At 29.6% G+C, this 25,318-nt stretch carries 23 protein-coding genes; 9 read left to right on the top strand and 14 right to left on the bottom strand.

The window, feature by feature from the left end; genetic code table 11:
- Nucleotides 1-55 precede the first annotated feature (55 nt).
- From dcuC to AC1B00_RS03435, 5 genes are read left to right on the top strand one after another with little or no spacing between them, the layout of a single operon-like run.
- The gene (gene dcuC / locus AC1B00_RS03455) at nt 56-1,447 is read left to right on the top strand and encodes a C4-dicarboxylate transporter DcuC (protein ID WP_488848124.1); all 1,392 of its coding nucleotides are present in this window, start codon (nt 56-58) and stop codon (nt 1,445-1,447) included.
- A 15-nt stretch (nt 1,448-1,462) separates the two neighbouring features.
- Nucleotides 1,463-2,620: a cystathionine beta-lyase gene (metC, locus tag AC1B00_RS03450; protein ID WP_488848123.1), complete on the top strand. Its 1,158-nt coding sequence runs from the start codon at nt 1,463-1,465 to the stop codon at nt 2,618-2,620.
- Between the two features lie 11 nt (nt 2,621-2,631).
- A complete protein-coding gene (purB, locus tag AC1B00_RS03445; RefSeq protein WP_488848121.1) occupies nt 2,632-4,002 on the top strand; it encodes an adenylosuccinate lyase in 1,371 nt (456 codons plus the stop codon).
- Between the two features lie 2 nt (nt 4,003-4,004).
- Nucleotides 4,005-5,327 (top strand): MmgE/PrpD family protein, encoded by a 1,323-nt coding sequence (locus AC1B00_RS03440; RefSeq protein WP_488848119.1) that lies wholly within the window; start codon nt 4,005-4,007, stop codon nt 5,325-5,327.
- A gap of 54 nt (nt 5,328-5,381) precedes the next feature.
- Nucleotides 5,382-6,728, top strand: coding sequence for an ATP-binding protein (locus AC1B00_RS03435; protein WP_488848117.1), 1,347 nt, complete (start codon nt 5,382-5,384; stop codon nt 6,726-6,728).
- A gap of 32 nt (nt 6,729-6,760) precedes the next feature.
- Here the strand turns inward: AC1B00_RS03435 and AC1B00_RS03430 are convergent, their stop codons facing one another.
- The 3 genes from AC1B00_RS03430 to AC1B00_RS03420 are packed head-to-tail and all read right to left on the bottom strand — an operon-like array spanning nt 6,761 to nt 9,476.
- A complete protein-coding gene (locus AC1B00_RS03430) occupies nt 6,761-7,555 on the bottom strand; it encodes a nitrilase-related carbon-nitrogen hydrolase (protein WP_488848115.1) in 795 nt (264 codons plus the stop codon).
- Nucleotides 7,555-8,214 carry an RraA family protein gene (locus tag AC1B00_RS03425; RefSeq protein WP_488848113.1) on the bottom strand — a complete coding sequence of 220 codons (660 nt, stop codon included), beginning with the start codon at nt 8,212-8,214 and terminating at the stop codon, nt 7,555-7,557. The genes AC1B00_RS03430 and AC1B00_RS03425 overlap by 1 nt, the downstream gene beginning before the upstream one ends.
- A 20-nt stretch (nt 8,215-8,234) precedes the next feature.
- Nucleotides 8,235-9,476, bottom strand: a complete 1,242-nt coding sequence (locus AC1B00_RS03420) for an MFS transporter (protein ID WP_488848111.1) — start codon at nt 9,474-9,476, stop codon at nt 8,235-8,237.
- A 227-nt stretch (nt 9,477-9,703) separates the two neighbouring features.
- Between AC1B00_RS03420 and AC1B00_RS03415 the strand changes: the two genes are divergently transcribed.
- The 4 genes from AC1B00_RS03415 to AC1B00_RS03400 all read left to right on the top strand — a co-directional run bounded on the left by AC1B00_RS03415 (nt 9,704) and on the right by AC1B00_RS03400 (nt 13,824).
- Nucleotides 9,704-11,002, top strand: coding sequence for a GntT/GntP/DsdX family permease (locus AC1B00_RS03415; protein ID WP_239818115.1), 1,299 nt, complete (start codon nt 9,704-9,706; stop codon nt 11,000-11,002).
- A 9-nt stretch (nt 11,003-11,011) separates the two neighbouring features.
- On the top strand, nt 11,012-12,283 hold the full coding sequence (gene dsdA, locus AC1B00_RS03410; protein ID WP_488848109.1) for a D-serine ammonia-lyase: 1,272 nt from the start codon (nt 11,012-11,014) through the stop codon (nt 12,281-12,283).
- Between the two features lie 69 nt (nt 12,284-12,352).
- The gene (locus AC1B00_RS03405) at nt 12,353-12,979 is read left to right on the top strand and encodes a helix-turn-helix transcriptional regulator (protein WP_239818116.1); all 627 of its coding nucleotides are present in this window, start codon (nt 12,353-12,355) and stop codon (nt 12,977-12,979) included.
- A 371-nt stretch (nt 12,980-13,350) separates the two neighbouring features.
- Nucleotides 13,351-13,824, top strand: coding sequence for a hypothetical protein (locus AC1B00_RS03400; RefSeq protein ID WP_488848107.1), 474 nt, complete (start codon nt 13,351-13,353; stop codon nt 13,822-13,824).
- Between the two features lie 107 nt (nt 13,825-13,931).
- Here AC1B00_RS03400 and AC1B00_RS03395 read toward each other — a convergent pair whose 3' ends face one another.
- The 11 genes from AC1B00_RS03395 to AC1B00_RS03345 are packed head-to-tail and all read right to left on the bottom strand — an operon-like array spanning nt 13,932 to nt 25,317.
- Nucleotides 13,932-14,294 (bottom strand): hypothetical protein, encoded by a 363-nt coding sequence (locus tag AC1B00_RS03395; protein ID WP_488848105.1) that lies wholly within the window; start codon nt 14,292-14,294, stop codon nt 13,932-13,934.
- The gene (locus AC1B00_RS03390) at nt 14,291-15,148 is read right to left on the bottom strand and encodes a helix-turn-helix transcriptional regulator (protein ID WP_336611200.1); all 858 of its coding nucleotides are present in this window, start codon (nt 15,146-15,148) and stop codon (nt 14,291-14,293) included. The genes AC1B00_RS03395 and AC1B00_RS03390 overlap by 4 nt, the downstream gene beginning before the upstream one ends.
- On the bottom strand, nt 15,129-16,193 hold the full coding sequence (gene rlmN, locus AC1B00_RS03385) for a dual-specificity RNA methyltransferase RlmN (protein ID WP_488848103.1): 1,065 nt from the start codon (nt 16,191-16,193) through the stop codon (nt 15,129-15,131). The genes AC1B00_RS03390 and rlmN overlap by 20 nt, the downstream gene beginning before the upstream one ends.
- Nucleotides 16,190-16,699 (bottom strand): purine-nucleoside phosphorylase, encoded by a 510-nt coding sequence (locus AC1B00_RS03380; protein ID WP_488848102.1) that lies wholly within the window; start codon nt 16,697-16,699, stop codon nt 16,190-16,192. The genes rlmN and AC1B00_RS03380 overlap by 4 nt, the downstream gene beginning before the upstream one ends.
- Complete coding sequence (dxs, locus tag AC1B00_RS03375) at nt 16,696-18,501, bottom strand: 1-deoxy-D-xylulose-5-phosphate synthase (RefSeq protein WP_488848100.1); 1,806 nt, start codon at nt 18,499-18,501, stop codon at nt 16,696-16,698. Before dxs ends, AC1B00_RS03380 begins: the two co-directional genes overlap by 4 nt.
- Nucleotides 18,491-19,264 carry a FliH/SctL family protein gene (locus AC1B00_RS03370; protein WP_488848098.1) on the bottom strand — a complete coding sequence of 258 codons (774 nt, stop codon included), beginning with the start codon at nt 19,262-19,264 and terminating at the stop codon, nt 18,491-18,493. The genes dxs and AC1B00_RS03370 overlap by 11 nt, the downstream gene beginning before the upstream one ends.
- Nucleotides 19,264-20,292, bottom strand: a complete 1,029-nt coding sequence (gene fliG, locus AC1B00_RS03365) for a flagellar motor switch protein FliG (protein WP_239818125.1) — start codon at nt 20,290-20,292, stop codon at nt 19,264-19,266. The genes AC1B00_RS03370 and fliG overlap by 1 nt, the downstream gene beginning before the upstream one ends.
- A complete protein-coding gene (gene fliF / locus AC1B00_RS03360; RefSeq protein ID WP_239818126.1) occupies nt 20,292-21,980 on the bottom strand; it encodes a flagellar basal-body MS-ring/collar protein FliF in 1,689 nt (562 codons plus the stop codon). The genes fliG and fliF overlap by 1 nt, the downstream gene beginning before the upstream one ends.
- On the bottom strand, nt 21,977-23,065 hold the full coding sequence (gene pheA, locus AC1B00_RS03355; RefSeq protein WP_488848095.1) for a prephenate dehydratase: 1,089 nt from the start codon (nt 23,063-23,065) through the stop codon (nt 21,977-21,979). The genes fliF and pheA overlap by 4 nt, the downstream gene beginning before the upstream one ends.
- Complete coding sequence (lysA, locus tag AC1B00_RS03350) at nt 23,046-24,257, bottom strand: diaminopimelate decarboxylase (protein WP_488848092.1); 1,212 nt, start codon at nt 24,255-24,257, stop codon at nt 23,046-23,048. The genes pheA and lysA overlap by 20 nt, the downstream gene beginning before the upstream one ends.
- A gap of 16 nt (nt 24,258-24,273) precedes the next feature.
- Nucleotides 24,274-25,317, bottom strand: a complete 1,044-nt coding sequence (locus tag AC1B00_RS03345; protein ID WP_488848090.1) for an LptF/LptG family permease — start codon at nt 25,315-25,317, stop codon at nt 24,274-24,276.
- Nucleotide 25,318: the final 1 nt, after the last annotated feature.

Raw genomic sequence — 25,318 nt, 5'->3', positions numbered from 1 at the left:
AGAAAATTTTATTAAATTTACTTTTAAAATAATAATTTTATTTAAAGGAGTGAAAATGTTCAGCATTTTTTTTGCGTTTGTAGCAATCGCTTTGCTGGTATTTATGCTTTCTAAAAAGATAAATGCCCATATGGCTTTGCTACTTAGTGGTTTGTTTTTACTATTGATTGCAACTATGCATAATAGTGAAGCAATTTTTAGCAGCAAAGTTTTAGATGCTAAAGGGAGCTTAAATTTTTGGCTCTTCAATCTTTTTGAAGTATTTAACAAAAACTTATCTTCTACTCTTAGTGGTCTTGGACTTACGCTTATGTGTATTGCTGGTTTTAGTGCTTATATGGAGCATGTTGGAGCAAGCTATGCTTTATTTAAAGTTTTTGAAAAGCCGCTTAGTATGGTTAAATCTCCGTATATGCTTTTAATAGTTTCTTATTTTGTTACGCAATTTTTAGTAATTTTTATACCATCTCATGCTGGTCTTGGACTTTTACTCATGGTTACTATGTATCCGATTTTAGTTAGAACTGGAGTTTCAAAATTATCAGCTTTAACAGTTATTGGAACTTGCCAATATATTGACCATGGGCCTGGAAGTGGTAATGTTATTTTAGCTGCAAAAACAGCAGGGGTTGATCCAGCTACATATTTTGTTCATCACCAATTACCTACAACAATACCTATTATAATAGCTGTTGCAATTGCGATTTATTTTACTTCTAAGTATTTTGATAAAAAGGATAATTTTATCTTTAATAAAGAAGAAATAGAAAAAGAATTAAGTGAAGGTAATGAAAATAAAACTAAATTTCCTCCAAAAATTTATGCAATATTACCAATTATTCCATTAGTATTAATACTAGGTTTTTCAAAAGTTGTTGGTAGTAATATTAAAATGAATGTCCCTGTTGCAATGATGATTTCAACTTTTGCAGCAATTATTTTTGAGATGATTAGATATAGAAGTGTTGTAGAAACCTTAAATTCAATTATGATATTTTTTAAGGGCATGGGTCATTTATTTGTAATAACAGTTAGTCTTATAGTGTGCGGTCAAGTTTTTGCTGCTGGGCTTTTATCAATAGGATTTGTTGATACTTTAATAAATCTTGCAAAGGATGCAGGTTTTGGCGTATTAGCAATTATTATTTTTGTGTCAATTTTGCTTTCTGTATCAGCGTTTTTAATGGGTTCAGGAAACGCAGCATTCTTTAGTTTTGCGCCACTTATTCCAAATATAGCAAAATCATTTAATGTTGAAACTATCATGATGATAGCACCTATTCAAATTATGACAGGTTTTGGAAGATGCGTAAGCCCAATCGCTCCTGCTATTTTAGCAATTGCAGGAATTGCAAAAGTTAGTCCTTTTGCTGTTGTTAAAAGAACTGCAATACCTATGATAATTGCTGGTATTGTTAATATTATTTGCACTTGTATTTATATTTAAAAAAAGGAGATAAACATGAAGAATAAAACAAAGTTAATTCATTTAGGTCGTGGTAAAGATTTACCTGTAAAAGCAGTAAATCCTAGTGTTATGAGAGCATCAACTATACTTTTTAAAGACCATAAAACTTGGCAAGAATATCGTGAGCTTAGAAAAACGCAAAGAGTTTTAAGCTATGGTGCAAGAGGAACTGAAACAAATTTTGAGCTAGAAAAATTACTTTGCGAGCTTGAGGGAGGTTTTAGAGCCCAACTTTTCCCAACAGGTCTTGCAGCACTAGCTATGGTTTTATTAAATTACGCTAGTTCAGGAGCACATTTTCTAATAACTGATGGAATTTATGGACCTGTTAGAACAATTTGTGATTTGTTTTTAAATAAAATTGGTGTAGAAATTGAGTTTTTAAAAGCTGATGCTAGCGATGTTGAAAGTAAAATCAAGCCAAATACAAAGCTTATTTTATGCGAAAGCCCTGGTTCTATTATGTATGAAATTATAGATGTTCCAAAGTTATGCGAAATAGCTCATAAACATAATATTCCTGTTGCGATTGATAGCACATATTCAAGTGCTTATTTATCAAATCCTATAAAGCTTGGGGTTGATATTTGTGTGATTGCAGCTACTAAGTATTTAAGCGGACACTCTGATGTTGTTATGGGTTGTGTTATTGTAAATGAAAAAGAGTGGAAAAATTTTAATGAGCTACCAGAAGCACTAGGACTTACTACAAGCCCTGATGATTGTTATTTAGTTCTTAGAGGTATGAGAACTCTTGGTATAAGATTAAAGACCCATGAGGAGAATACAGATAAAGTTGTTGAATTTTTAAAGACAAGAAAAGAAATTAAAACAATTTTTTATCCAAAATTACCAACTCATCCAAACCATGAGATATTTAAAAGAGATTTCATAGGAACAAATGGTATGGTAACGATAGAATTTGAATCAGAAATTAGCAAAGACCAAGCTATTAAATTTGTAGATGATTTAGAGTATTTTTCAATAGGCGCTAGTTGGGGCGGTTATGAAAGTCTTGCGACTGTTACAATGCCACCAAGAACAGCTACTAAAGTTGATAGTAATAGGGTTTTTGTGAGATTTCATATAGGTTTAGAAGATGTTAGTGATTTGATAGCTGATTTAGAGCAAGCATTTAATAAAATTAAATAAAAGGAGAAATTATGACAGGTATTAGTGTATTTGATATGAGATTGTTAGGTGATTCTTGGAGCACAAAAGCTATGCGTGATATTTTTTGTGAAGAAAATAGAATTCAAAAATGGCTTGATGTTGAAGCAGCACTTGCTAAAGCTCAAGCAAAACTTGGAATTATCCCAGAAGCTGCAGCTATAGAGATAGCTAAAAAATCTTTTTATAAATATATGGATATGGATTTTATATTTAATGAATATAAAAAGACAAAGCATCCATTAGTTCCAACTGTAAGGGGTTTGGAAAAAGCGTGCGAGAATGGATATGGAGAGTTTGTTCATTTTGGAGTAACTACTCAAGATATTATGGATACAGGATTTATATTACAATTTAAAGAAGCTATGAAACTTGTAAAAGATGATTTAAAAACTATAGCAAAATCTTTAAAAAATCTTGCACTAGAGCATAAAAATACAGCTATGATGGGAAGAACTTTAGCACTTCAAGCATTGCCTATTACTTTTGGTCATAAAGTTGCTATTTGGCTTGATGAGCTTAATAGACATTATGAAAGAATACTTGAATGCGAAGAAAGACTTTATGTAGGACTTATAGTTGGTGCTGTTGGAACAAAAGCAAGTCTAAGCGATAAGCATAATGAAGTAGAAAAATTAACACTTGAGAGTTTAGGGTTAAAAGTTCCTTATATTTCTTGGCAACCAGCAAGAGATAGGTTAATTGAGCTTGGATATGTGTTAGCAAACATAAATGCGACATTTAATAAAATAGCTCATCAGATTTTAATCTTATCTCATAATGAAGTAAATGAAGTTGCTGAACCATTTGGTAAAGGTCAAGTAGGAAGCTCTACAATGCCACATAAAAGAAATCCTGCGATAAGCGAAAATGCTGTAACTGTTAGTAATACATTAAAAGCAAATATTGCAATCTTAAGTGATATTGAAAGACACGAGCATGAAAGAGATGGTCAGGTTTGGAAAATGGAATGGAAACTAATCCCTGAAATCTTTTTAATGCTTTCTTGCGTGCTTGATAATATGAAAACAGCTTTAGGCGGATTAGAAGTGAAAAAAGATTCAATGCTAAATAATCTTAATACATTAAAAGGTTTTGTTTTAGCAGAAAGAGTTATGTTTGCATTAAGTGAACATTTTGGAAAACAACATGCCCATGAGATTGTGTATGAAAATGCAATGCAAGGAATTGAAAACAACAAAACATTTAAAGAAGTTTTATTAGCAGATAGTAGAGTAAGAGAAGTTTTAGATGAAAAAGCGATAGATACCTTATTAGATGCTACAACTTATGTTGGATATGCACCAAAATTAGTTGATGAGTTTTTAGAAAAAATTAAAAACGCAGAGATATTAAAGGATTAAATATGCTTTATAGTGAAAAGTTAGCTGATTTTATAGTAAATACAAGTTATGAAGATATACCAGCTGATGTTAAAACTAGAGCAAAAGAACTAATGCTTGATACCATAGGGGTTGCTCTTGCAGGTAGCAAAAACGATGCAATTTTAAAAGTTATAAAAGCATTCAAAAGTGAAAATGGTAATGTAAGTATTTGGGGTAGCGATTTTAAAGCTACCCCACTTGATGCAGCTATGATAAATGCTATGAGTTCTCATGTGCTTGATTTTGATGATACTTTAACAGAAGCTATACTTCATGCAAGTGCGATTTTAACCCCGCTTTGTCTTAGTTATGGATTTTCTAAAACAAATGATGGTAAAAAAATATTAAAAGCTTTTATTATGGGTTGGGAAGTCGCTGGAAGAATTGGCGTTGCTAGTAATGGAACTTTTCATAAAAATGGTTTTCATACAAGCGCTATTGCTGGTGTATTTGGAGCAAGTGCAGCAGCTTGTGTTATAAATGATTTAAGTGTTTCGCAAACAATTAATGCTTTAGGTTTTGCCGCTAGTTTTGCAGGTGGAATAAATGAGTTTTTAAGCAATGGGAGTAATTCTAAGATACTTCATATAGCTAGTGCGGTTTTAAATGGAATTAGAGCTTGTGATTATGCTAAAGCTGGTCTTTTTGGTCCTGTTAGTATTTTTGAAGGTCGTGATAATATCTTTAGAGCATTTGGTATAGAATCTGAATGTGATAAAATAAGACTTGATAAAAATTTAGGAAAAGATTATATGGTTAAAGAAGTATCAATTAAGCCATATCCAAGTTGTCATTTTGCTCATGGGCTTATTGATTGTGCCAAAGAGCTTAGAAATGATGGAATAAAGCCTGATGATATAAAAGAGATTTTATGCTATGTTGATGCTGTGCCAATTACTTTTATATGTGATCCTATAGAAAAAAAGCATAATCCTAAAACTGATTATGAAGCAAAATTTTCATTTGCATATCTAATAAGCTATATGTTTATAGATGGCAAGATAAATCTTAGTTCGTATGATGATTTAAAACGCAGCGAGATTGTAAATTTTGCCAAAAAAATAAAGTATGAAAAATATGTTTCAGTTGGATTTCCAAAGTATTTTTGCGGAAAATTAAAAGCAACCCTTAATAATGGAAGCACTATTATTAAAGAAGTAAAAATTAATAAAGGCAATCCAGATAACGCATTAAGTTTAGATGAGTTGCTTGAAAAATTTAATGCAAACATTAACAATAAACATCTTTCAGAAAAGATTAAAAAACAAGTCTTAAATTTAGAAAATATAAAAAGTTTTGAATAAATTAAAATTTATCGTTTTTAGATTATAATAATTTAAAAACGATAAAGGTTAAATATGTTTGTTAATAGAGAAAAACATTTAAAAACTTTAAACGATGAATTTAATAGGAGTGGTTTTACTTTTACAATTCTTTATGGTAGGCGTAGGGTTGGAAAAACAAGGCTTATAAAAGAATACATAAAGGATAAAAAAGCTTTTTATTTTTTATCAAGTCTTGAAAATATTAATATTACAATTAATAGAATGAAAAATGAATTAGCTAATTTTTATAATGATGATTTATTAAAACAAATTCAAATAAATGATATTAAAACTTTATTTTTATACATAGCCAACAAAATAAATGAAAAAATAGTAATAGTAATTGATGAATTTCAATATCTTGCAAAGATTGATAATTCTATACCATCGCAATTTCAGTATATTTGTGATGAAATTTTTAAAAACAAAAATATTCACTTAATTTTATGTGGTTCAATTATATCTATGATGTATGAATATACATTGTCATATAATTCTCCTTTATATGGCAGAAGAACAAGTGCTATTAAACTTGAATCTATAGAATTTAAATACCTTAAAGATTTTTTTCCAAATAAAACTAAAAATGAACTTATAGAAATATATAGTGTTTTTTATAGTATTCCAAAATATCTTGAACTTATAAATGATAAGGGGGATATTTATGAAAACATAAAAGCAAATATTCTAAATCCAAATTCTTATTTATATAATGAGGCTAGTTTTGTATTGCAAAACGAAATAAATGAACCAATTACTTATTTTTCAATTTTAAAAATTATTGCAAGTGGAGAACATAAAATTAGAAATATTGCTAGTAAATTAGGCAAAAACCCAAACAATATAACATCTTTTATAGATAAATTAATTGAGCTTGATATTATTTATAAAATTAATCCTATAACTGAAAAAAATCCAGAAAAATCAAAAAAAAGCTTATATTTTATAAAAGATAATTTTTTAAGATTTTATTTTGCTTATGTTTTGCCTCATAAATCTCAATTAGAACTTGATAATACAGATTATGTAATTAATATAATTAAGACAAATTTTGCTGAATTTGTAAGTAAAGTTTATGAAGATTTAGCTATTAATTATCTTTTAAATACATATAAAGAACTTTTAAAATGTGGTAGATGGTGGGATAAGGATACTGAAATTGATGCTATTGGAGTTGCAAAAGATTATTTAATAGTTGCTGAATGCAAATATAAAAATAAAGCAGTAGGAATTAATGTTTTAGAAGATTTAAAAACAAAGGCTAAAAAAATAGATAGCAATTTACCTATTAAAAAATATATTTTATTTAGCAAAAGTGGTTTTACAAATGATTTGAAGGCACTTGCTAGTAATGAAATAATTTTAATTGACTTGTTATAAATTTCGTATGTTTAACATACGAAATTTATTATTTATAGATTATATAAATTAGGTTTTCTTTGAGATATGCAAGGTAAAACTTTTCTAACTTCATCAATCTTATCAAAGCAAATCTCAAATACTTGAAGACCTTCATCAACGCCAAGTTTCATCTCTTCAAGTCCAAGTGGATTTATTAAAGCCGAGCGACCTGTGTAGATGTTACCTGTTTGATTACTTGCACAAAGATAAACGGTGTTTTCTAAAGCCCTTGTTTTGGTAAATAACATAAAATGCTCATCTTTATATTTACCATCAACCCAAGCAGTAGGAACAAGTATAAGCCTTGCACCATCAAGTGCTAAAGTTCTAGCGATTTCAGGAAAACGAAGTTCATAGCATACCATTATCCCCATTTTGCCCCATCTTGTATCAAAAGCTTTGATTTTTTCATTGCTAGCATTTATATCTTTGCTTTCATCATAACTAAATGCATCATAAAGATGAGTTTTTGAGTATTTGTAAATGATTTTTCCACAATCAGCAAAAATTACGCTGTTTTTTGTTTTATCATTATCTTTTTCATAAAACCCAAAAACAACCGCAATATCTAGCTCTTTGCTTTTATTTATAATTTCTATTACAAATTCTTCGTTTATATCTTGAGCGATAGTATTAAAATTTATTCCTTCGTTGCTAGGTATAAAGGCTTGTGATGTTTCTGGAAACATCACAAGTTCAGCACCCAAACGCTTTGATTCTTGCATAAAATTAGTTATTTTTTCAAGGTTAATTTTATAATCTCTATCGGTTTTTATTTGAGCTAAAGCGATTTTTAATTTATTCATTATAAACCCTCAAAATACTTTCCAGCACCTAAAATCTCGCTTAGTGGAATACCTTTATCTATTTTTGCTTTTGTTTCAATTTCTCCAATTTGAACATTGATTGCTCTTTTGCCAAGCTCTTCAACATTGTCATTATCTGGATTTAAAACTAGTATTCCATCATCATCAGCTACTATTAAATCTCCAGGGTTAATAACCACATTATCAATAGCAACAGGAACATTGATTGAGCCTTCAATTCCTTTAATTCTAGTTGTTAAAGCACTAACATTTTTAAACCATACATTAACACCAAGATTTTTAATAGCATTTAAGTCTGTTACGCAACCATCGATGATTACCCCACCAACTTTTTTATGTCTTGCCATATAGCAAACCAATTCTCCAAAAGGTGCTCTTTCATAATCTTTGTTTGTATCAATTACTACAATATCACCTTCATTTACAATATCAAATACCTTATGAACAGCAGTAGAATCAAGGTGTGGTATTCTAACGGTTACTGCAGTGCCTACTAGTTTTTTTCCACTATGAAGTGGCTTTAAACTTCTAATAAAACCAAAATCTTGCATATGCCCTATAGTTGAAGGGCAAACCTCTTTATAAAGATTGATGATTTCAGTTGAAACCTTACTAACTCTTTTGTTTAAAATAAACATATTTTCTCCTTTTATTAAAGTTAATTTTCTTGTGTTAAAGCATTGTCGGGTTTTACAAATAAATAAGCTATCATAGCAAGTGTTACAGGAATTATATTAAATAGTATTGCTATATTCCATCCGTATTTTTGTGCCATCCAACCAACCAAAATAGGTGAAAACGCTGAACCTACATTTCCCCATAAATTCATCCAAGAACTAACAGCTGCTGCTTGACTTCTACCTTTATCGGCTGCAACAGCCCAAGATACAACAACAGGAAGTCCTAAAAATCCAAAACCAAGGCTTAAAAATAAAATACTAAGCATTGTGTTTTCAACATATACAACTAAAAATAAACATATATCAAATATTAAAAATCCAGCAACTGCTAAATAAGTTCTAGCTTTTTTAAAGCTGTTTGAGATTTTTAAAATCTTATCGCTGATACCACCGCCAAGTGCAACAAATATACAAATAGCAAGCCAAGGAGCTCCAGCATAAAATCCCATAGCTTTTAAATCAAGACCCTTAGCCTCAAGTAAAAATGTAGGAAGCCAAGTCATAAACATACCTGTCATATAAACACAAAAAAAGTATGCAATTCCTAAAGCGTAAAATTCTTTATTTTTTAAAAATACTTTCCATGGAGTTTTTTTAATATTATCTACAAATCTTTCACTTTGTATGTATGCAAGCTCTTCTTTACTAATAAATTTATTATCTTCTGGCTTTGATGAGCTTATAAACCAATAAACAATAGCTATTAAAATCCCAATCACACCAAATACATAAAAAACACTATGCCAACCATAATTTTGCACTAGCCATACAGAGATAAATGGAGCGATTACTGGTCCAAAATACGAACCTGCTAGTAAAAATGAAGCAGCTCTTGCTTTTTCTTTTCTACCAAACCAGTTATTATTAAATGCTGCATTACTTGGATATATAGGAGCTTCTCCTAAACCAAATAAAAATCTAACCACTAAAAGCAACATAAAAGTTCCTGCAAGTGGTGTTAAAATCGTGAAAATAGACCATAAAATCAATGCAAAAATTGTCATAAATTTGTTGCCAAATTTTTGAATTAAAATACCACTTGGAATTTGAGCTGCTGCATAGGCTATAAAAAATGCAGAGTTTAGCAAGCCAAACTGAGTTTTATCAATACTAAATTCTTCCATCATAAAGCTAGCAACAACGGAAATGTTCGCTCTATCCATATAGGCAATTAAACCTATTAGGAAAAACACACAAGCTATAAGCCACCTAAATCTCATAAAATCTCCTTTCATTGAAAACTTAAACTATTGTATATAAATAATAAAAAATTTTTATTATTTTTTATAAAATTAATAAAATTTTGTTACTTTTAGTAATAAAACTTAGTAATTTTGATAATTTTCAAAAATTTTATTAAAAAAAATCAAAAATTTTATTATTTTAAGAAATTTTTAAAGTTGGGGGGGGTATAATCATTAGATGATATTTTAAAAAAGGAGAAAAGATGAGCAATTTTGCTTTAATTTCGGTATTAATAGCTTCTATTGTTCTTGTTGTGTTTTGTATTGCAAAGCTTAAAATTCACGCATTTTTATCTTTAAGCTTAGCAAGTATTTTTGTTGCACTTGTTACAGGTGTGGATTTGACAAAAATCGGCTCTATTATAGAAAATGGAGTAGGTGGCACGCTAGGATTTTTAGCAGTAATTATTGGTTGTGGAAGTATTTTAGGAAAAATGCTAGAAGTTAGTGGTGGAGCTCAAAAAATAGCTTTATCATTACTAAATCTACTTGGCAAAAAAAGAGCCGATGTTGTTATGATGTTGGTTGGATTTATTGCAGGTATTCCTGTGTTTGTTGAAGTTGGATTTGTTTTATTAGTTCCTTTAGTATTAGTTGTTGCTAAAGAAATAGGTGTTAGTAGAATAAAAATAGGTATAGCATTAGCAACTTCACTTATGGCAGTTCATTGTATGGTTCCACCACACCCAGCAGCTACTAGCATTGTTGCTACTTTAGGTGCTGATATAGGTCAAGTTATTTGGATGAGTATTGTTGTTGGTATGATTTGCGCTTTCATTGGTGGCGTAATTTTCTTAAAGTTTTTTGATTTTTCAAAAGATGATGAGAGCGTAGCGCTTAATGAAGAAGTAATAACTCCAAAATCTATGCCAAGCACAGCAATTACATATTTTACTATTCTTTTACCTTTGGTTTTAATGTTACTTAAGACTTTAGTATTTAAGGATAGTGCAGTATTTGCATTCATCGGAAATCCTATCGTTGCATTATTAATAAGCGTATTTGTAGCTTACTATACTTTAGGTTTAAAACAAGGTTATTCTATGCAAAATCTAATGGATTTTAGTGGAGATTCATTTACTCAAATTGCTTCAATTTTATTAATCATCGGTGCAGGCGGGGCGTTTAATGAGATATTAATCGCATCAGGAATTGGCGAAGCATTAAAGCAAGTTTTAGGAAGTTTAAGCTTAAATCCTGTATTTTTAGCATGGTTAATTGCTATTATTTTACATGCTAGTGTTGGAAGTGCAACGGTTGCTATGATTAGTGCAGCAGGAATTGTTCTACAAATGGATAGCAATGTTAGCAAAGAAGTTTTATGCCTTGCAATAGGAAGTGGTGCGATAGGTTGTACTATTGTAACAGACAGCTTATTTTGGCTAGTAAAAGAAAGCTTAGGAATGAGTGTAAAAGCTATGTTTAAATATTTTACAAGTGCGACTTTAGTAGCAAGTGTAAGTGGTTTAATTTTAAGCTATGTTTTATCAATAATTTTATAAGGAGTTAAAATGTTAATTGAAAATCTAAAAGCAATGAAAGAAACAAGTTGGGTTAATCCTAATCTTAGTAATGATGTTTTAGGCGAATTAAATAAAGGTGCAATCAAGCTTGATAGAGTTGAAGATGCAAGAGCAAGACTTAATCGCTTTGCACCTTTACTTAAGATAATTTTCCCAGCTACAAGTAAAACAAATGGAATTATAGAAAGTCCATTAGCTTGCATAAATAATTATAAAAAAGAGCTTGAGAAATTAAGTGGTGCTAGTATTAATGGTGATGTATATGTAAAACTTGATTCACATTTACCTATTTCAGGCTCAATCAAAGCTCGTGGTGGAATATATGAAGTATTAAAACATGCAGAAGATTTATTAATAGAAAATAATATGCTTAGTATTAATGATGATTATTCAAAACTAGCTGATCCAAAATATAAAGAGTTTTTAAGCAAATACAAAATCGCAGTAGGCTCAACAGGTAACCTTGGTCTTTCAATAGGAATTATGAGTGCAAAACTAGGCTTTAAAGTAGAAGTTCATATGAGCGATTGTGCTAAAGAATGGAAGAAAAAAATGTTAAGAGAGCATGGTTGCAATGTAATTACTTATGAGAGCGATTATGGCGTTGCAGTTGAGCAAGGAAGAAAGAGTGCTGAGAGTGATCCGTATTGCTATTTTATAGATGATGAAAATTCACATAACTTATTCTTAGGTTATAGTGTTGCTGCAAAAAGATTAAAAGGACAATTACAAGCACTAGACATTACTATTAGTAAAGATAGACCACTTTATGTTTATCTTCCTTGCGGTGTTGGTGGTGGCCCTGGTGGGGTTGCTTATGGTCTTAAGGCTGAGTTTGGCGAGAATGTAAAATGCTTTTTTGCAGAGCCTACACATAGCCCTTGCATGATACTTGGACTTGCTACTGGAAAACATAATGATATAAGTGTTGCAGATATCGGACTTGATAATATTACTGCTGCTGATGGACTTGCTGTTGGTCGTGCTAGTGGGCTTGTTGGAAAAGTTTTAGAGCGTGTAATTGATGGAAGCTTTACGGTAAGTGATGAGAATATGTATAGATATTTAAGCTTACTTGCAAGAAGTGAAGACATTAAGCTTGAGCCTTCAGCTTTAGCAGGTGTTAAAGGCTTATTAATCGCAAATGAGCTACATACAGAACACAAAAACGCAATCCATTTAATATGGGCAACAGGTGGAAGTATGGTGCCAGACGCTGAAATGGCTGAATTTATTAAAACAGGTGATGAGCTATTATAAAAGCCCTAGAAATAGGGCTTATTATTACTTTTAATAAGTATAATTTACAAAACATTTACCGAGGGCTTTATGAATCAACAAACAAGAAGTGAATATATAAAATTAGTGCATTTTTTAGCTCATGCTTTGGGCAAAGATTATGAAGTGGTTTTGCATGATATAAATGATGATGGTATGAGTATCGCAGAAATTGCAAATAACCATATAAGCGGAAGAAGTATCAATTCTCCTATAACAGGATTTGCACTTGAACTTGTAAATAAAAAGATTTATGAAGAAAGAGATTTTTTAAGCAATTATAAAGCAAGTGCAGGTGGCAAAAATATAAAAGGTAGCACTTTTTTTATCAAAGAAGGTAATAAATTAAGTGGAATGCTATGTATAAACTATGATAAAACTAGGATAGAAAACATAGCAGCACAGATTTTAGGCAATGATGCACCTATTGAAGAAGCAGCTTATGAAGAAGTATTAAGCCTTGATTTAAACGAGCTTATATTAGAGCTTACAGGACTTAGTGTAAATGAATTAAAAAATACTAATTTAAAGCCAAAACAAAGACAAGAAATAGTAGATAAAATTTATGAAAAAGGTATATTTAATATAAAAGGCTCAATTACAGAAATCGCTAATCTTTTAAACCTTTCAGAATCAAGCATTTATCGCTGTATTAACAAATCAAAGCAAAAATTTTAGTATTTAAATTCCTATTTCAAATTCCACAAAATTTTTAAAGAATTTGAAATAGGAAATTAAAAAAACAATTTCAAACTTTTTCATCAAATATAAAAACAAAATATATAAATCTACATTTAAATTAACTCATATTACTTTTAGTTTTTGCTTAGTTAAAGCAGTAGTTTGTAAAAAAATAAAATTTCAAATCCAAATTATTTTTAACCTTAAAATTATTTATTTAGCTTTATTAACTTTTCATTAATGGGGAGGGGTATTACAATAGCCTTCTATTAAATCAAAGGAGTTGCTATGGATAAAAAATCACAATGAAATCAAACTAATTTATTTAAAAACAAAAATCTAAAAAATCAATTTAAAAAGGAGAAAAAATGAAAAAATTATTAAACTTTAAAACATTGACAATGGTGCTTTTAACAGCTACAACACTTACTGCAACAGCAGCAACTACTGATGGTGTAAAAACAAACACTACAACCAAAGTAAGTAAAAAAGTAATTGATTATTCAAAAATGAACTACAATCAATTAGAAGAAGAATGTTCTAAATTTACAAGAGATGACGATAACCGTAACAGTAAAATAGAAATTTTAACATTATATCATTTAAAAACAGACGGAGATTATGACCTAATTTATAGACTCTCTAATGAGCTTATTGATGATATGATACCATTACAAAAAGAAATAAATGAACGTGTTGAAAAATATAAAGATAACGAAGAAGTTTATTATATGTATAAGAGATTAGCAGAAAAAATAAACAATAGAATAAGATATGTTAAAAATGGTATAAAAATTGCTGAAAAAAACCTTAAAGAAATAAAAATGAAAGAAATGTATTAAACCACTACAAAAGAGCTCACAACTAGAGCTCTTTTAATTAAAAACTTAAAAATATTATAAAACTTTAAACACCTTAAATTAAGTCTAATTCCTATTTCGTAATTCTTTTAATTTTTAGTATTGTTTATGGCTTCAGCTAATGATAATAATAGTAGGCTTTTTTCTAATTCTTTAAAATGCTGTGTATTTTCAATGGTTTTAAGACATTTTTCTAAAGCTATTTTATACTCGTTCATATCATAATTTTTAAGCTTACTTATGATATTTACTGCATGAATTAAAGATTTTTTAGAATTAATTGCTAAAAGCAAATTAGCATAATCAATATATCTTAATTCTTCTTCGCTAATAATTTTGCCATCTTTTAAAATACTTTCTTTAAATATGTTTATATTTTCATAATTTAAATTGCTAAGTTCTAAAGATTTTAATTCTTCGCAAATAATTTTAAAAATATCTTGTTTTGTCATATTTGTTTTAAATATTCTTTTATTCTTGCTTTACATTCGTTTGCGAGACTTTTTGGCTCAAGTATTTTAATATGCGGAATCCATTGAAATACTAATCTTATTAATTCATCTTCATAGCAAGTTTCGGTTTGAATTATAATCTTGTCTAAATGGCTTGAGATTATTCTTTGATTTTTTAATATTGCTCTTTTTAAAAAATATTCCTTTGCTACATAATCAAGCTCTAAAATAACTTCAGTAACATTGCTCGATATAAAACTGCTTGAATTGTTTTCAATCAGTTCTTTTGTGCTTTCATTTGGTGTGAATTCTTCGTTGCTTACTGATAGGCTTTTCATTTTATATAAAGTAAAGCTTTTAAGCTCTGCTCCTTCACAAGCTAGTAAATACCAAATATCTTGATGATTTACTAATTTATAAGGCATTAATATTCTTTCTTTTGCGTTGTAGTTGGTTTTAACTTTTAAATTATTTAAAATAGCCTTAGTTAATTCTTCATAAATTAAGCTAATATCATCAATTTCATTATGCTTAATGCTTTTGATAGGAAGTTCTTTTTGCTTGCATAAAGTATCCAAAAACTCATCGCTAATTCTAGTAGGAAGCATAGTAATATCAAATATTTTTATTAATTTTTTGATTTCTTCGTGATTGCTTTTGATATATGATTTATCTAAGGTATAATCTCCATTTCTTCTAGCAATTATCGGCAGTCTTGATAGTCTTTCGTTAATATCACGCTGAATTGTCTTAGCATTTACCCCAAACTCTGCTGCTAATTCGTGTTTATTTACAACTTCTTCATTATAAAGTCTTACTAAAATTTGAGCTATTCTAAAGGCTGGTTTTTGCATTTTCATCCTCGTTATTTCTTAATTGTCCGCACGCTGCACTAATATCAAGTCCTTTGCTTTGTCTAATGGTAGCGTTTTGTCCGTGTGCTTGTAAATAATCTCTAAAAGCAATTACCTTTTCTTCACTTGGGCGTTTATAAATACTTCCTTCGTGTGGGTTAAAATATATTAGATTAATTTTAGCCTTAATTCCGTGCAATAATTTCACTAAAGCTTTTGCATGGCTTAAATCATCATTAATTCCGCCTAAGCATAAATATTCAAATAATACTCTTTTTCTAGCATCAATAGGGAAATTTCTTACAGCATTTAAAACGCTTTCAATATTATAAGCCTTATTAATAGGCATTAATTCATCTCTTAAAGTATCATTTACAGCATGAAGTGATATTGCAAGTAATACTCCTAAGTTCATTTTGCCTAATTCTTCAATTTGTTTTGCAAGACCACTTGTAGAGATTGTTTGACGGCGTGGTGATATTGCTAAAGTATCATTATGTGAGAAAATCTTAACTGCTTTACTAACTGCTTTTAAGTTATCAAGTGGCTCTCCCATTCCCATGAAAACAATATTTATTCCTTGCTCATAAGGGATTTTTGCATATTTTTTAATAAATAAAACCTGAGCTACAATTTCAGCCGTGCTAAGATTTCTAATAAGCCCACTTTTACCAGTCAAGCAAAACGAACAGCCACTTTTGCACCCAACTTGACTGCTTATACAAATCGTATATTTTGCACTTTTTTTAATTCCGTTTTCTACACGCTCTTTTTTCATAGGAAGCAAAACGCTTTCTATTGTGTGATTATCATGTAAAGAAAATAAGAATTTTATACTACCATCAATGCTTGTTTGAGCGATTTTTAAGTTTAGTGGCATTATGTTAAATTCGCTTTTTAATTGCTCTCTTAGGGCTTTTGATAAGCTTGTAGCATCGCTAAAATCATCTATATATTTTTGATAAACAAATTTAGCTAATTCGTTATTTAGATATTTTGGAGATAGCCCATATTCTTCTGGTAAAAAATCTAGTAATTCTTTCATAAAAGCCCTTTATCTTCTAAGTAATTTTCTAATAATTCATTTGCTTTTTTTGTATTTTTTAAATACTCATCGTGTGCGAATTCATCGCAATAATTAGTAGCGATTAAAATTGCACTAGCTTTAATATTAAAATATTTTGCTGTGCTAAAAAAACTAAAGCATTCCATATTTTCACCAATTAAGCCGTATTTTTCGTGCATTTTTTTTGCATATTCATAATTTTTGCAAATAAAATTAGAAGAATTTAGATTAGGAATTTCATCAAATTTAAGTGGCGTATATGCTAAATCATCTAACGCACTAAGCTCAATATTACAGGCCTTATTAAATTCATAAATACTAAACAATTCTTTACTTTTATCATAAAGCCCCATCGAGCCAACGAAAATTAGTCTTTTTGGATTTTGCTTAAGTATTATTTCGCTAAGTTTTATAGAACAATTGCTTCCTATTCCAATAGGGCTAGCCCATTCAAAAGTCTCATTTAAACCTGCACTTACTATCATTTATCGCCTTTAATTTTATTAATAATACTATTTGCATCAAGCTTAAGACTTTGTAAAACTTCTTTTGTATTTCCATGAGTTATAAACTCATCTTCATATTCATAAGATATTAATTTTATATCAAGATTATTCTTAAGTATAAAGCTTGAAATTATAGACTGAAGACCGCCTATTTTTACGCTATCGCTAAATATATGCCATTCATTTGAGCTTTTTGATAGATTTAATAAAAATTCTTCATCAAGTGGCTTTGCAAATACCAAATCAATAACATTTGCATTAATTTCTTTGCTAACTTCTAAAGCCTTTGCAACGCCTTCTCCAAAACCTAAAAAGCTAATATTTGAATTAGTGTTTTTAATATAATGAGCTTTCAAGCTTGCTTCATAGCTTTCATCTAGACTAAATGCACCCCTTGGATAACGAATAGCTATGGGACCAACTTTACTTGTAGCGTATTCAAGCAATAGTTTAAAGCTTTTTGTATTAGTTGGAGCACAGATTTTGAAGTTTGGTATGCAAGAAAGATAAGAAATATCAAAAACTCCTTGATGAGTTTTACCATCATTTCCTACAATTCCTGCACGATCAAGTGCAAAAACCATATCAAGATTAAGTATAGCGCTATCATGGATTAAGCTATCGTATGCGCGTTGTAAAAAGGTTGAATAAATCGCTACAACAGGCACAAAACCACATTTACTCATAGCTGCCATTGAAGTAACTGCGTGAGCTTCAGCAATGCCTACATCATAAAATCTTTCTGGATATTTAGCAATTAATTTATCCATTCCTGTGCCACTTGGCATAGCTGCACTTAGCCCTACGATTTTTTCATTTTTACTTGCAAGCTCATCTAAAATATCACTAAAAATTGCTGTTGCACTAGCTTTATTAGAGCTGTTTAAACTCTTTCCTGTTTTAATATCAAAAGCACCAACCCCATGCCAATCGCCTTCATCATTTACTGAATACTCATAGCCATAGCCTTTGATTGTTTGAACATGCAATAATACAGGCTTTTTAAGACTTTTTGCAAGATTTAAAGCAGTGATTAAATCAGCAATATTATGCCCGTCAATTGGTCCAATGTATTCAAGCCCTAATTCTTCAAAGAACATTCCTGCAGGAGTTATTAATTTAAAGCCATCTTCAAATCTTTTAGCAGTATATTTCGCACCTTCAGGCAGGTATTCAAGCACAGCCTCAACGCCTTTTTTAAATTTTTGATAAATAGGACTTGATAGGCTTTGTGATAAAAATCTCGAAACTGCACCTATTGGCTTACTAATACTCATTTTATTATCATTCAAAATTATTATGCTAGGATATTTTCTATCCCCTAATTCATTTAAAGCTTCGTATGCTAAGCCACTTCCCATAGCGCCATCGCCAATAATTGCAATAGGAATTGCATCGCTTTTATTAAGTTTAAATGCCTTTGCAACCCCAGTTGCAAGTGAAATTGAAGTAGATGAATGTCCTGCTATAAAAAAGTCATATTCACTTTCATTTGGCTCTGTGTAGCCACTAATTCCGTTAAATTGCCTAAGATTATCAAGTTTTCTTCCTGTTAAAATCTTATGAGCGTAGCATTGATGAGATACATCAAAAATTAGTGGATTTTTTTTCACATCAAATAAATGATGAAGAGCAACGCTAAGCTCAACAACACCTAAATTAGATGATAAATGTCCGCCATTTATACTAACTTGCTTAATGATTTCAGCTCTAATTTCGCTACATAATTCTTTTAATTCATCTTCATTAAGGGTTTTGATACTATCTATTTTATTCTTCATCTAATATCATACTCCTTGCTTGTGCTAATCTTTCTTTTAAATTAATTTGAGTATTTAAAGTATCTGAATTAACAATCAAACAGCCTTTATTAATAGCATCATCTGCAATTATTTCAATCCTATTTGATGATAATTCTTGGTGTAAATAATCAAAATCTTTAGGATTTACACTTATTTTTATTTTAATACTCTTATCAATTCCTTGCATTATTGTATTTGCGTATGCAAGAGCAATTTTTGCTGAGCTTGATTCTAGTTCTTTATTAATTACTTCTTTTGCTATCAAATATGCAGCTTCATTTAAATCAGCTTTTGTTTTTTCACAAAAATCGCTTAATTCTTGACATTTATTCTCAAGTTTTTTAACACTAGCTGCAACATTTATGCTAAGCTCGTTTATTTTATCTTCGCTTTGAGATTTGCCTGCGTTTAAGCCTTCTTCATAAGCATTTTTTTTGGCTACTTCAATTTCGTTTAAAAGTCTTTTTTCAAATTCTTCTTCTTGCTTTTCAAGTTTCATTTGAAGTTTTACCACATTTGAGCTTAGCTCTTCCATTTTTTGTAGCATTTCCTCATTTATTGGATTTGGCGGAGGAGGCGGTGGTGGAGGAGGTGGGGGCGGTGGTGTCGGCTCTTCTTTTATTTGCTCAATTTCAACGCTTGGTGCTTCCTTTGTTTCTTCATTATCAAATGAGCTTAATATTTTAAACTTATAGTTTTGAACATGATGTTCTTTTGCTTTATTAGTAATAATAGTCTTCATTATTCTATCATCTCATCACTTTCGCCTAGTTGTATCACGCCACTTTCATTAAGCTTTTGAACAACTTCAACGATTTTTCTTTGTGCTTCTTCAACATCTTTTACCCTAACAGCTCCTAAAAAGCCCATTTCTTCATTAAAGCTTTCTGCAGCTCTTTGGCTCATATTAGATAAGAACATTCCTTTTAAATCTTCTGTGCTACCCTTTAAAGCAACCATTAAATCCTTCTTATCTGCAACTTTTAAAATCTCACGAATTGCAGTAGTTCCAAGCTTGGTAATATCATCAAAAGTAAACATCATATCTTTAATAGTAGTTGCAAGTTTTTCATCGGTTTGCTCTAAGTAAGCAATAGTTGATTTGCTTGACTTTTGACCTAAGCGATTAAGTACTTCAGCAACAGCTCTAGTTCCACCAACTTCAACTTTATAAGAAGTAAGAGATTGCAATTTACTCTCAAGCACGGTTGAAACTCTTTTAATAATGCTTGGGCTAATATCACCTAAAGTTGCAATTCTATGTATTACTTCACTTCTTAAATCATCTTCAAAAAATTCCAAAGTCTCAGCAGCTCTAGTTGGCTCCATATGTGCAATAATTAAAGCTATTGTTTGTGGATATTCATTTACGATAAAGTCTGCTAATTGCTGTGGTTTAATATTACTAAGATATGAAAAGGCTTGATTTCCATCTAAAGTCTTAGCTAGTTTTGATAAGATTTTTTCAGCTTCTTCAATACCATAAGTATTGTATAAAATCTCTTTTGCAAACTCTAAGCTTCCATTTTTAATATATTGATTTGTTTTAAGTAAGGTATGAAATTCTTCTAATACGGCAGTTGCAACAGCTCTATCAACGCTTCTTGCGTTTGCAATATGCTTAGTAATTTCTATAACCATTTCAGTATCTAGGTTAGAAAATATCAATGTGCTAGGCTCTTCTCCCATTTGGATTAAAAATATAGCAATTTTTTCTAAGATACTTAAATCATTATATAAAGCTTTTTGTTCGTTTGTAAGGTTTGCCATTACATATCCTTTTGAGATTGATTAAACTCAGCATCATTTTTAAGCAAGCTCTTAAATAGCATTGCAACTTCATCACTTTTTTCTGTGCTAATTGTTTTTAATTTTTCAAGCAAGATATCATATTGTAATTCATCTTCGCTAAATCCAGCATCAATTCCAAGTTGTTCTTCCACTCTTCTTTTAGCTTGTTGGTATTTCTCAATTGCATCTTCTTCATCTTCGTAATTTTCTTCACGCTTAATTTCTTCTAATTCTTCAGGCGTAAATACTTTATCTTCAAGCATTTTCTTAACAAATGGAGAAATAACCTTTTTATAAAATACAAACATTAAAACCATTGCAAAAATATATTTTGCAGGTGGAATGAATGGCATTATGTAGCTTTCTAAGAAATTAGTAATTTTAATTGATGGTGGAACAGGTGCTTTAATATTGTTAAATCTAATATTATCAACACTTACACTATCGCCTCTACTTTCATTAAATCCTATTGCATTTTTTACTAAAATATTTAATTTTTTAAGCTCATCTTCGCTAATTGCTACATATTTTATCTCGCCATTTTCATCAATTTCGTATTTTCCATCTACAACTACGGCTGCACTAATTCTATTTAAATTAGCAAATTGACCTTTTACGGTTGTAATTTTCTTAGATATTTCATAGTTTATTGTGCTTTGGTTTTTGCTATAAGTTTCCTTATTTTCACCATCTTCTATGCCTTGAACAGGACCTATATTTGAGATTGCTCCAGGAACTCCGCCTACTTCTTTGCCTTTTTTACCTTCTTTTTTTTCTTCTAAGCTTTGTTCACTTCTTGCTACTGAGTTTGGATCAAATACTTCGCTTTGACTATTTGCTTTATCAAAATTAAAATCAGCATTAACTCTAGCCACAACTCTATCCCAGCCACCAAGAACAGGAGCTAATACATTTATGATTTTTTGCTCTAATGCGTTTTCGTAATCTTTTTTATAATTAATTTGTGCGCTTAATTCATCTACATCTAATGAAACATCATCAGCACCTAAATTAACGCCATTTTGATCTATTATTTTTACATTTTCAAGAGTTAAGCTTGCAACCGATGAAGCAACAAGATTTTTAATTCCTAAAACTTGCTTTTGGCTTAATTTCATTCCCATTTTAATATTTAAAACAACCGATGCTGTTGGTGGCTCTTTTTCTTTTACAAATAAAGAATCTTTTCCAAATGCTATATGAACTACTGCTTTATGAATAGGATTTAAGCTTTCAATTGTTCTTGCTAATTCGCCTTCTAAAGCTCTTTTAAACTTGATTTTTTGCTCTTCATCAGTAGCCCCGAATTCTTGTTTGTCAAAGATTTCAAAGCCAACTTTATTATCTTTTAAAATTCCTGCACTAGCGACTTCTAAACGCTGTTTGTAAACATCAGCACTTGGGACTAAAATAGTGCTTTCATCTTTTAAAATGTAATTTACTTGATTTTTTTCTAATATTGATACAACTGCAGCTGAATTTTTAGTATCTAATTCATCAAATAATACTGCATAACCTGCATAGCTTTTATTATTTCCTGAGTTATATACAAGTAAAAATACTATAAAAGCAACGGTTGCAACAATAGCTGCAATAATAGTAATTTTTTGCTTTTTCTCAAGTCCTGAATAAAACTTGCCTATACCTTGTAAAAACTGCTTAATCATTTATCATTCTTTAAGTATGAGCCAAGCCATTTGATATTTTCTTTACCTTTTAAGATCTTTTTAACATTTTCATCATCGTAATGACCTTCAAAATCTATGTAAAATCCGTATTCAAATTCCTTTTTCTTTAATGGTCTTGATTCAATTTTTGTAAGGTTTATATTAGCTTTTTTAAATTCATTAAGTAAATCAACTAAAGCACCAGCTTTATGGGCTGTATTTGCTAGAATTGATGTTTTTGAATTAGCTCCCTTTTCAGCACAATGCTTGCTTAAAACTAAAAATCTAGTTTTATTAGCCTTATTATCTTCAATACATTCAAACATTAAAGGTAAATCGCTTAATTTTGCTGCTATTTTTGAGCAAATTGCTGCAGAGTTTGGAGTTTCTTTAGCTAATTTTGCAGCAGCAGCTGTGCTTTTTGCAGGGACAAATTCAACGCTTAAAATATTATGAGCTTCTAAGAATTTTTTACATTGATTATAGCCTTGTGGGTGTGAAAAAATAACTTTAATATCTTTAATATCATCAACCGTGCTTGCAAACGAGTGATGAATATCTAAATAATTTTCGGCAAATATTAAAATATCATCGTATTTTGCTAAAGCATCAAGAGTAGCTCCAACTCCACCTTCTGTATTGTTTTCAATAGGAACAACAGCATAAGATACTTCATTATTTTCAAGGCTTGTAAATACATCTTCAATAGTTGCAAGCTCAATATACTCACTAAGTGCTCCAAACCACAGTCTTGCAGCTTGATGAGTATAAGTTCCGATTGGCCCTAAAAAGGCTACTCTTTGAGGGAGTTCAAGATTTCTTGAAATTGCAAAAATCTCTTGGTAGATTGCTTTAATAGCGTCTTTACCTAATAAACCATTAGAATTTTCACTAAGTCTATTTATAATTTCATTTTCTCTTACAGGACGATAAATAGGGCTTCCTTCTTGGTGCTTTAAAATCCCAACTTGTTTTACAAATTCCATTCTTTGGTTTAATAATTTGATAATTTCATCATCAATTTTATTAATATTTTTTCTAATATCTTCTAAATTCATAACAAACTCACAAACAACATAATTCATTAGCAATTAATTCATCAAAACTCTGAGCTTTATTTATTAATTTTAATTCATTGTTATATAAAGCATATTCAGCGACTTTTGTTCTTGAATTATAATTTGAGCTCATTACAAATCCGTAAGCTCCTGAACTTTTAATAACTATTAAATCATTTGGCTTAAGTGGTGGTAAAACTACATCTTTTGCTAAAAAATCTCCACTCTCACAAACTCCACCAACTAAATCAGCTAAAGAACTTTCATTTAGCTTATTTTCACTAGGAAAACTTAAAATTTCATGATAAGCTTCATATAAACTTGGGCGAATTAATTCACACATAGAAGCATCACATATTACAAATCTTTTGCCTTCGTTTGTTTTTTCATATAAAACTTTGCTTACTAAATATCCTGCATTACCAACGATATAGCGACCTGGCTCACAGCATATTGTTAAATCCTGTGCTCTTGCTATATTTTTAATAATATTTGCAAATTCATCTAAGTTTGGTTCTATTTCATCATTTTTGTATTTAATTCCAACACCGCCACCTATATCAAAGAATTTTATATTAAGTCCTGCTGTGTTTAATTCTTTTATAAATTTTTCAACCAAAATAGCTGCTTGAATAATACTATCAAGCTCTAAAATGTTTGAGCCTATGTGAAAATGAACTCCGATAGGGTTTAAAAACTCAGACTTGTGTGCTTTTAAAAACATTGCTTTTGCATCTTCAATGCTTACGCCAAATTTATTTTCTTTAAGTCCTGTTGAGATATATGGATGAGTTTTTGCATCAATGTTTGGATTTACACGAATGCTTATATTAGCAATTACATTTTTTTCTTTCGCAATACTTTCTAAAAGTTCTAATTCAGCATTACTTTCTATATTTATATATAAAATTTTTTGCTCTATTGCAAACTCTAATTCTTCTTTTTTCTTACCTACTCCGCTAAAGATAATCTTATAAGGTTTTGCACCAACCTTTAAAGCTCTTCTTATTTCGTTTGCGCTAACGCAGTCAAATCCACTATCAAGATTTACTAATAATTTAAGTAATGATAAATTTGAGTTTGCTTTTACGGCATAAAAAATATTATTTTTTGCCCCACTAAAGGCTTTTTTGATACTATTAAATCTATTTTCTATCTCATTAAAATCATATAAATAAAAAGGCGTATTAATACCATTTGCAAGTTTTAAAAAGTCCATTTTTTCTCCTTAATAATCACTTATTTTTATTAAACTTCATTAATGAATATACAATAATTATGCTTATTGGTAAAAGAATAGCAATTTCTGGATTTATAGCACCATTACTTGCAAATCTTAATAATAAAAATAAAACTCCATAAACTAATAAAGATAAGCATATATAGCTTAAAGCAATTATGTTTAAATCATTGTATCTTGGCATAATAGGGATATTATAAAAAATAATAAGAGCAAAAAATGGAGCGTATAATAAAAATATACTTTGCTTATAAATACTAGCTCTTGCTATGTTTTTGTTACTTTCAAAATTATTAAGGTAAAAAAAGGCATCTTTTAATGAGCTATCATCAGTTCCTAAATTATCTAAAATCTCAGGCTTAAAGTCTTTTAAGATAATTTCTTGATCAAGTTTTTGATTTATTATATAAGTATCATCAAAGCTATTTCCTAATTTAAATTCCGTGATATTTGCATCTTCTAAAACCCAGTTATTATTGATAAAAGAAGCAGTTTTTGCTGTGATTATTTTGCTTATTTCATTATTTTGAGTTTTCATTATTTTAATATCGTGCATTTTAGCTTTGTCATAGCTTTGTATATAAATATAATCATCTTGATATTTAAAAAACAAATCCATTTGCTCTTTGCTTAAATATCCGTATTTTAAAATATTGCTTTTATAGTTTTCTGCATAAGCTATGTTTGTGTAATTTAGCGAAATTGCAAAAAAAGTAATAATTAAAGATATAAATAATGTTGGAATTGCACTAGCGTTTTTGCTAAGTCCTAAAGAATAAAAAGCTATGAATTCATTTTTTTTAATTAAAGAAATTTTTGTAAAAATTGACGCCAATATTAAAGCAATCGGCAAGATATAATAAAAAGCCGTAAGCATAGTATAAAGAATATATAACAAAAATATATTTGTATTAATATGTAGTTTTTTATAATTTATTAATAAATCAATAAATAAATAAAAACCTACAAAAGCAATAATAAAAATTAAACAATTTTTAAGATAAAGGCTCGCTAGATACCTAAAATAAAGTTTATTCAAT

The sequence above is a fragment of the Campylobacter sp. DY7 genome, from assembly GCF_057802535.1.
Note: the sequence above shows the minus strand (reverse complement) of the source record. Positions and strands in the feature narration are given on the sequence as shown.

What these genes read in the sequence shown, in the direction of transcription:
- dcuC (WP_488848124.1), top strand. Translation starts at nt 56, where the DNA reads ATGTTCAGCATTTTTTTTGCGTTTGTAGCAATCGCTTTGCTGGTATTT.
- metC (WP_488848123.1), top strand. Translation starts at nt 1,463, where the DNA reads ATGAAGAATAAAACAAAGTTAATTCATTTAGGTCGTGGTAAAGATTTA.
- purB (WP_488848121.1), top strand. Translation starts at nt 2,632, where the DNA reads ATGACAGGTATTAGTGTATTTGATATGAGATTGTTAGGTGATTCTTGG.
- AC1B00_RS03440 (WP_488848119.1), top strand. Translation starts at nt 4,005, where the DNA reads ATGCTTTATAGTGAAAAGTTAGCTGATTTTATAGTAAATACAAGTTAT.
- AC1B00_RS03435 (WP_488848117.1), top strand. Translation starts at nt 5,382, where the DNA reads ATGTTTGTTAATAGAGAAAAACATTTAAAAACTTTAAACGATGAATTT.
- AC1B00_RS03430 (WP_488848115.1), bottom strand. Translation starts at nt 7,555, where the DNA reads ATGAATAAATTAAAAATCGCTTTAGCTCAAATAAAAACCGATAGAGAT.
- AC1B00_RS03425 (WP_488848113.1), bottom strand. Translation starts at nt 8,214, where the DNA reads ATGTTTATTTTAAACAAAAGAGTTAGTAAGGTTTCAACTGAAATCATC.
- AC1B00_RS03420 (WP_488848111.1), bottom strand. Translation starts at nt 9,476, where the DNA reads ATGAGATTTAGGTGGCTTATAGCTTGTGTGTTTTTCCTAATAGGTTTA.
- AC1B00_RS03415 (WP_239818115.1), top strand. Translation starts at nt 9,704, where the DNA reads ATGAGCAATTTTGCTTTAATTTCGGTATTAATAGCTTCTATTGTTCTT.
- dsdA (WP_488848109.1), top strand. Translation starts at nt 11,012, where the DNA reads ATGTTAATTGAAAATCTAAAAGCAATGAAAGAAACAAGTTGGGTTAAT.
- AC1B00_RS03405 (WP_239818116.1), top strand. Translation starts at nt 12,353, where the DNA reads ATGAATCAACAAACAAGAAGTGAATATATAAAATTAGTGCATTTTTTA.
- AC1B00_RS03400 (WP_488848107.1), top strand. Translation starts at nt 13,351, where the DNA reads ATGAAAAAATTATTAAACTTTAAAACATTGACAATGGTGCTTTTAACA.
- AC1B00_RS03395 (WP_488848105.1), bottom strand. Translation starts at nt 14,294, where the DNA reads ATGACAAAACAAGATATTTTTAAAATTATTTGCGAAGAATTAAAATCT.
- AC1B00_RS03390 (WP_336611200.1), bottom strand. Translation starts at nt 15,148, where the DNA reads ATGCAAAAACCAGCCTTTAGAATAGCTCAAATTTTAGTAAGACTTTAT.
- rlmN (WP_488848103.1), bottom strand. Translation starts at nt 16,193, where the DNA reads ATGAAAGAATTACTAGATTTTTTACCAGAAGAATATGGGCTATCTCCA.
- AC1B00_RS03380 (WP_488848102.1), bottom strand. Translation starts at nt 16,699, where the DNA reads ATGATAGTAAGTGCAGGTTTAAATGAGACTTTTGAATGGGCTAGCCCT.
- dxs (WP_488848100.1), bottom strand. Translation starts at nt 18,501, where the DNA reads ATGAAGAATAAAATAGATAGTATCAAAACCCTTAATGAAGATGAATTA.
- AC1B00_RS03370 (WP_488848098.1), bottom strand. Translation starts at nt 19,264, where the DNA reads ATGAAGACTATTATTACTAATAAAGCAAAAGAACATCATGTTCAAAAC.
- fliG (WP_239818125.1), bottom strand. Translation starts at nt 20,292, where the DNA reads ATGGCAAACCTTACAAACGAACAAAAAGCTTTATATAATGATTTAAGT.
- fliF (WP_239818126.1), bottom strand. Translation starts at nt 21,980, where the DNA reads ATGATTAAGCAGTTTTTACAAGGTATAGGCAAGTTTTATTCAGGACTT.
- pheA (WP_488848095.1), bottom strand. Translation starts at nt 23,065, where the DNA reads ATGAATTATGTTGTTTGTGAGTTTGTTATGAATTTAGAAGATATTAGA.
- lysA (WP_488848092.1), bottom strand. Translation starts at nt 24,257, where the DNA reads ATGGACTTTTTAAAACTTGCAAATGGTATTAATACGCCTTTTTATTTA.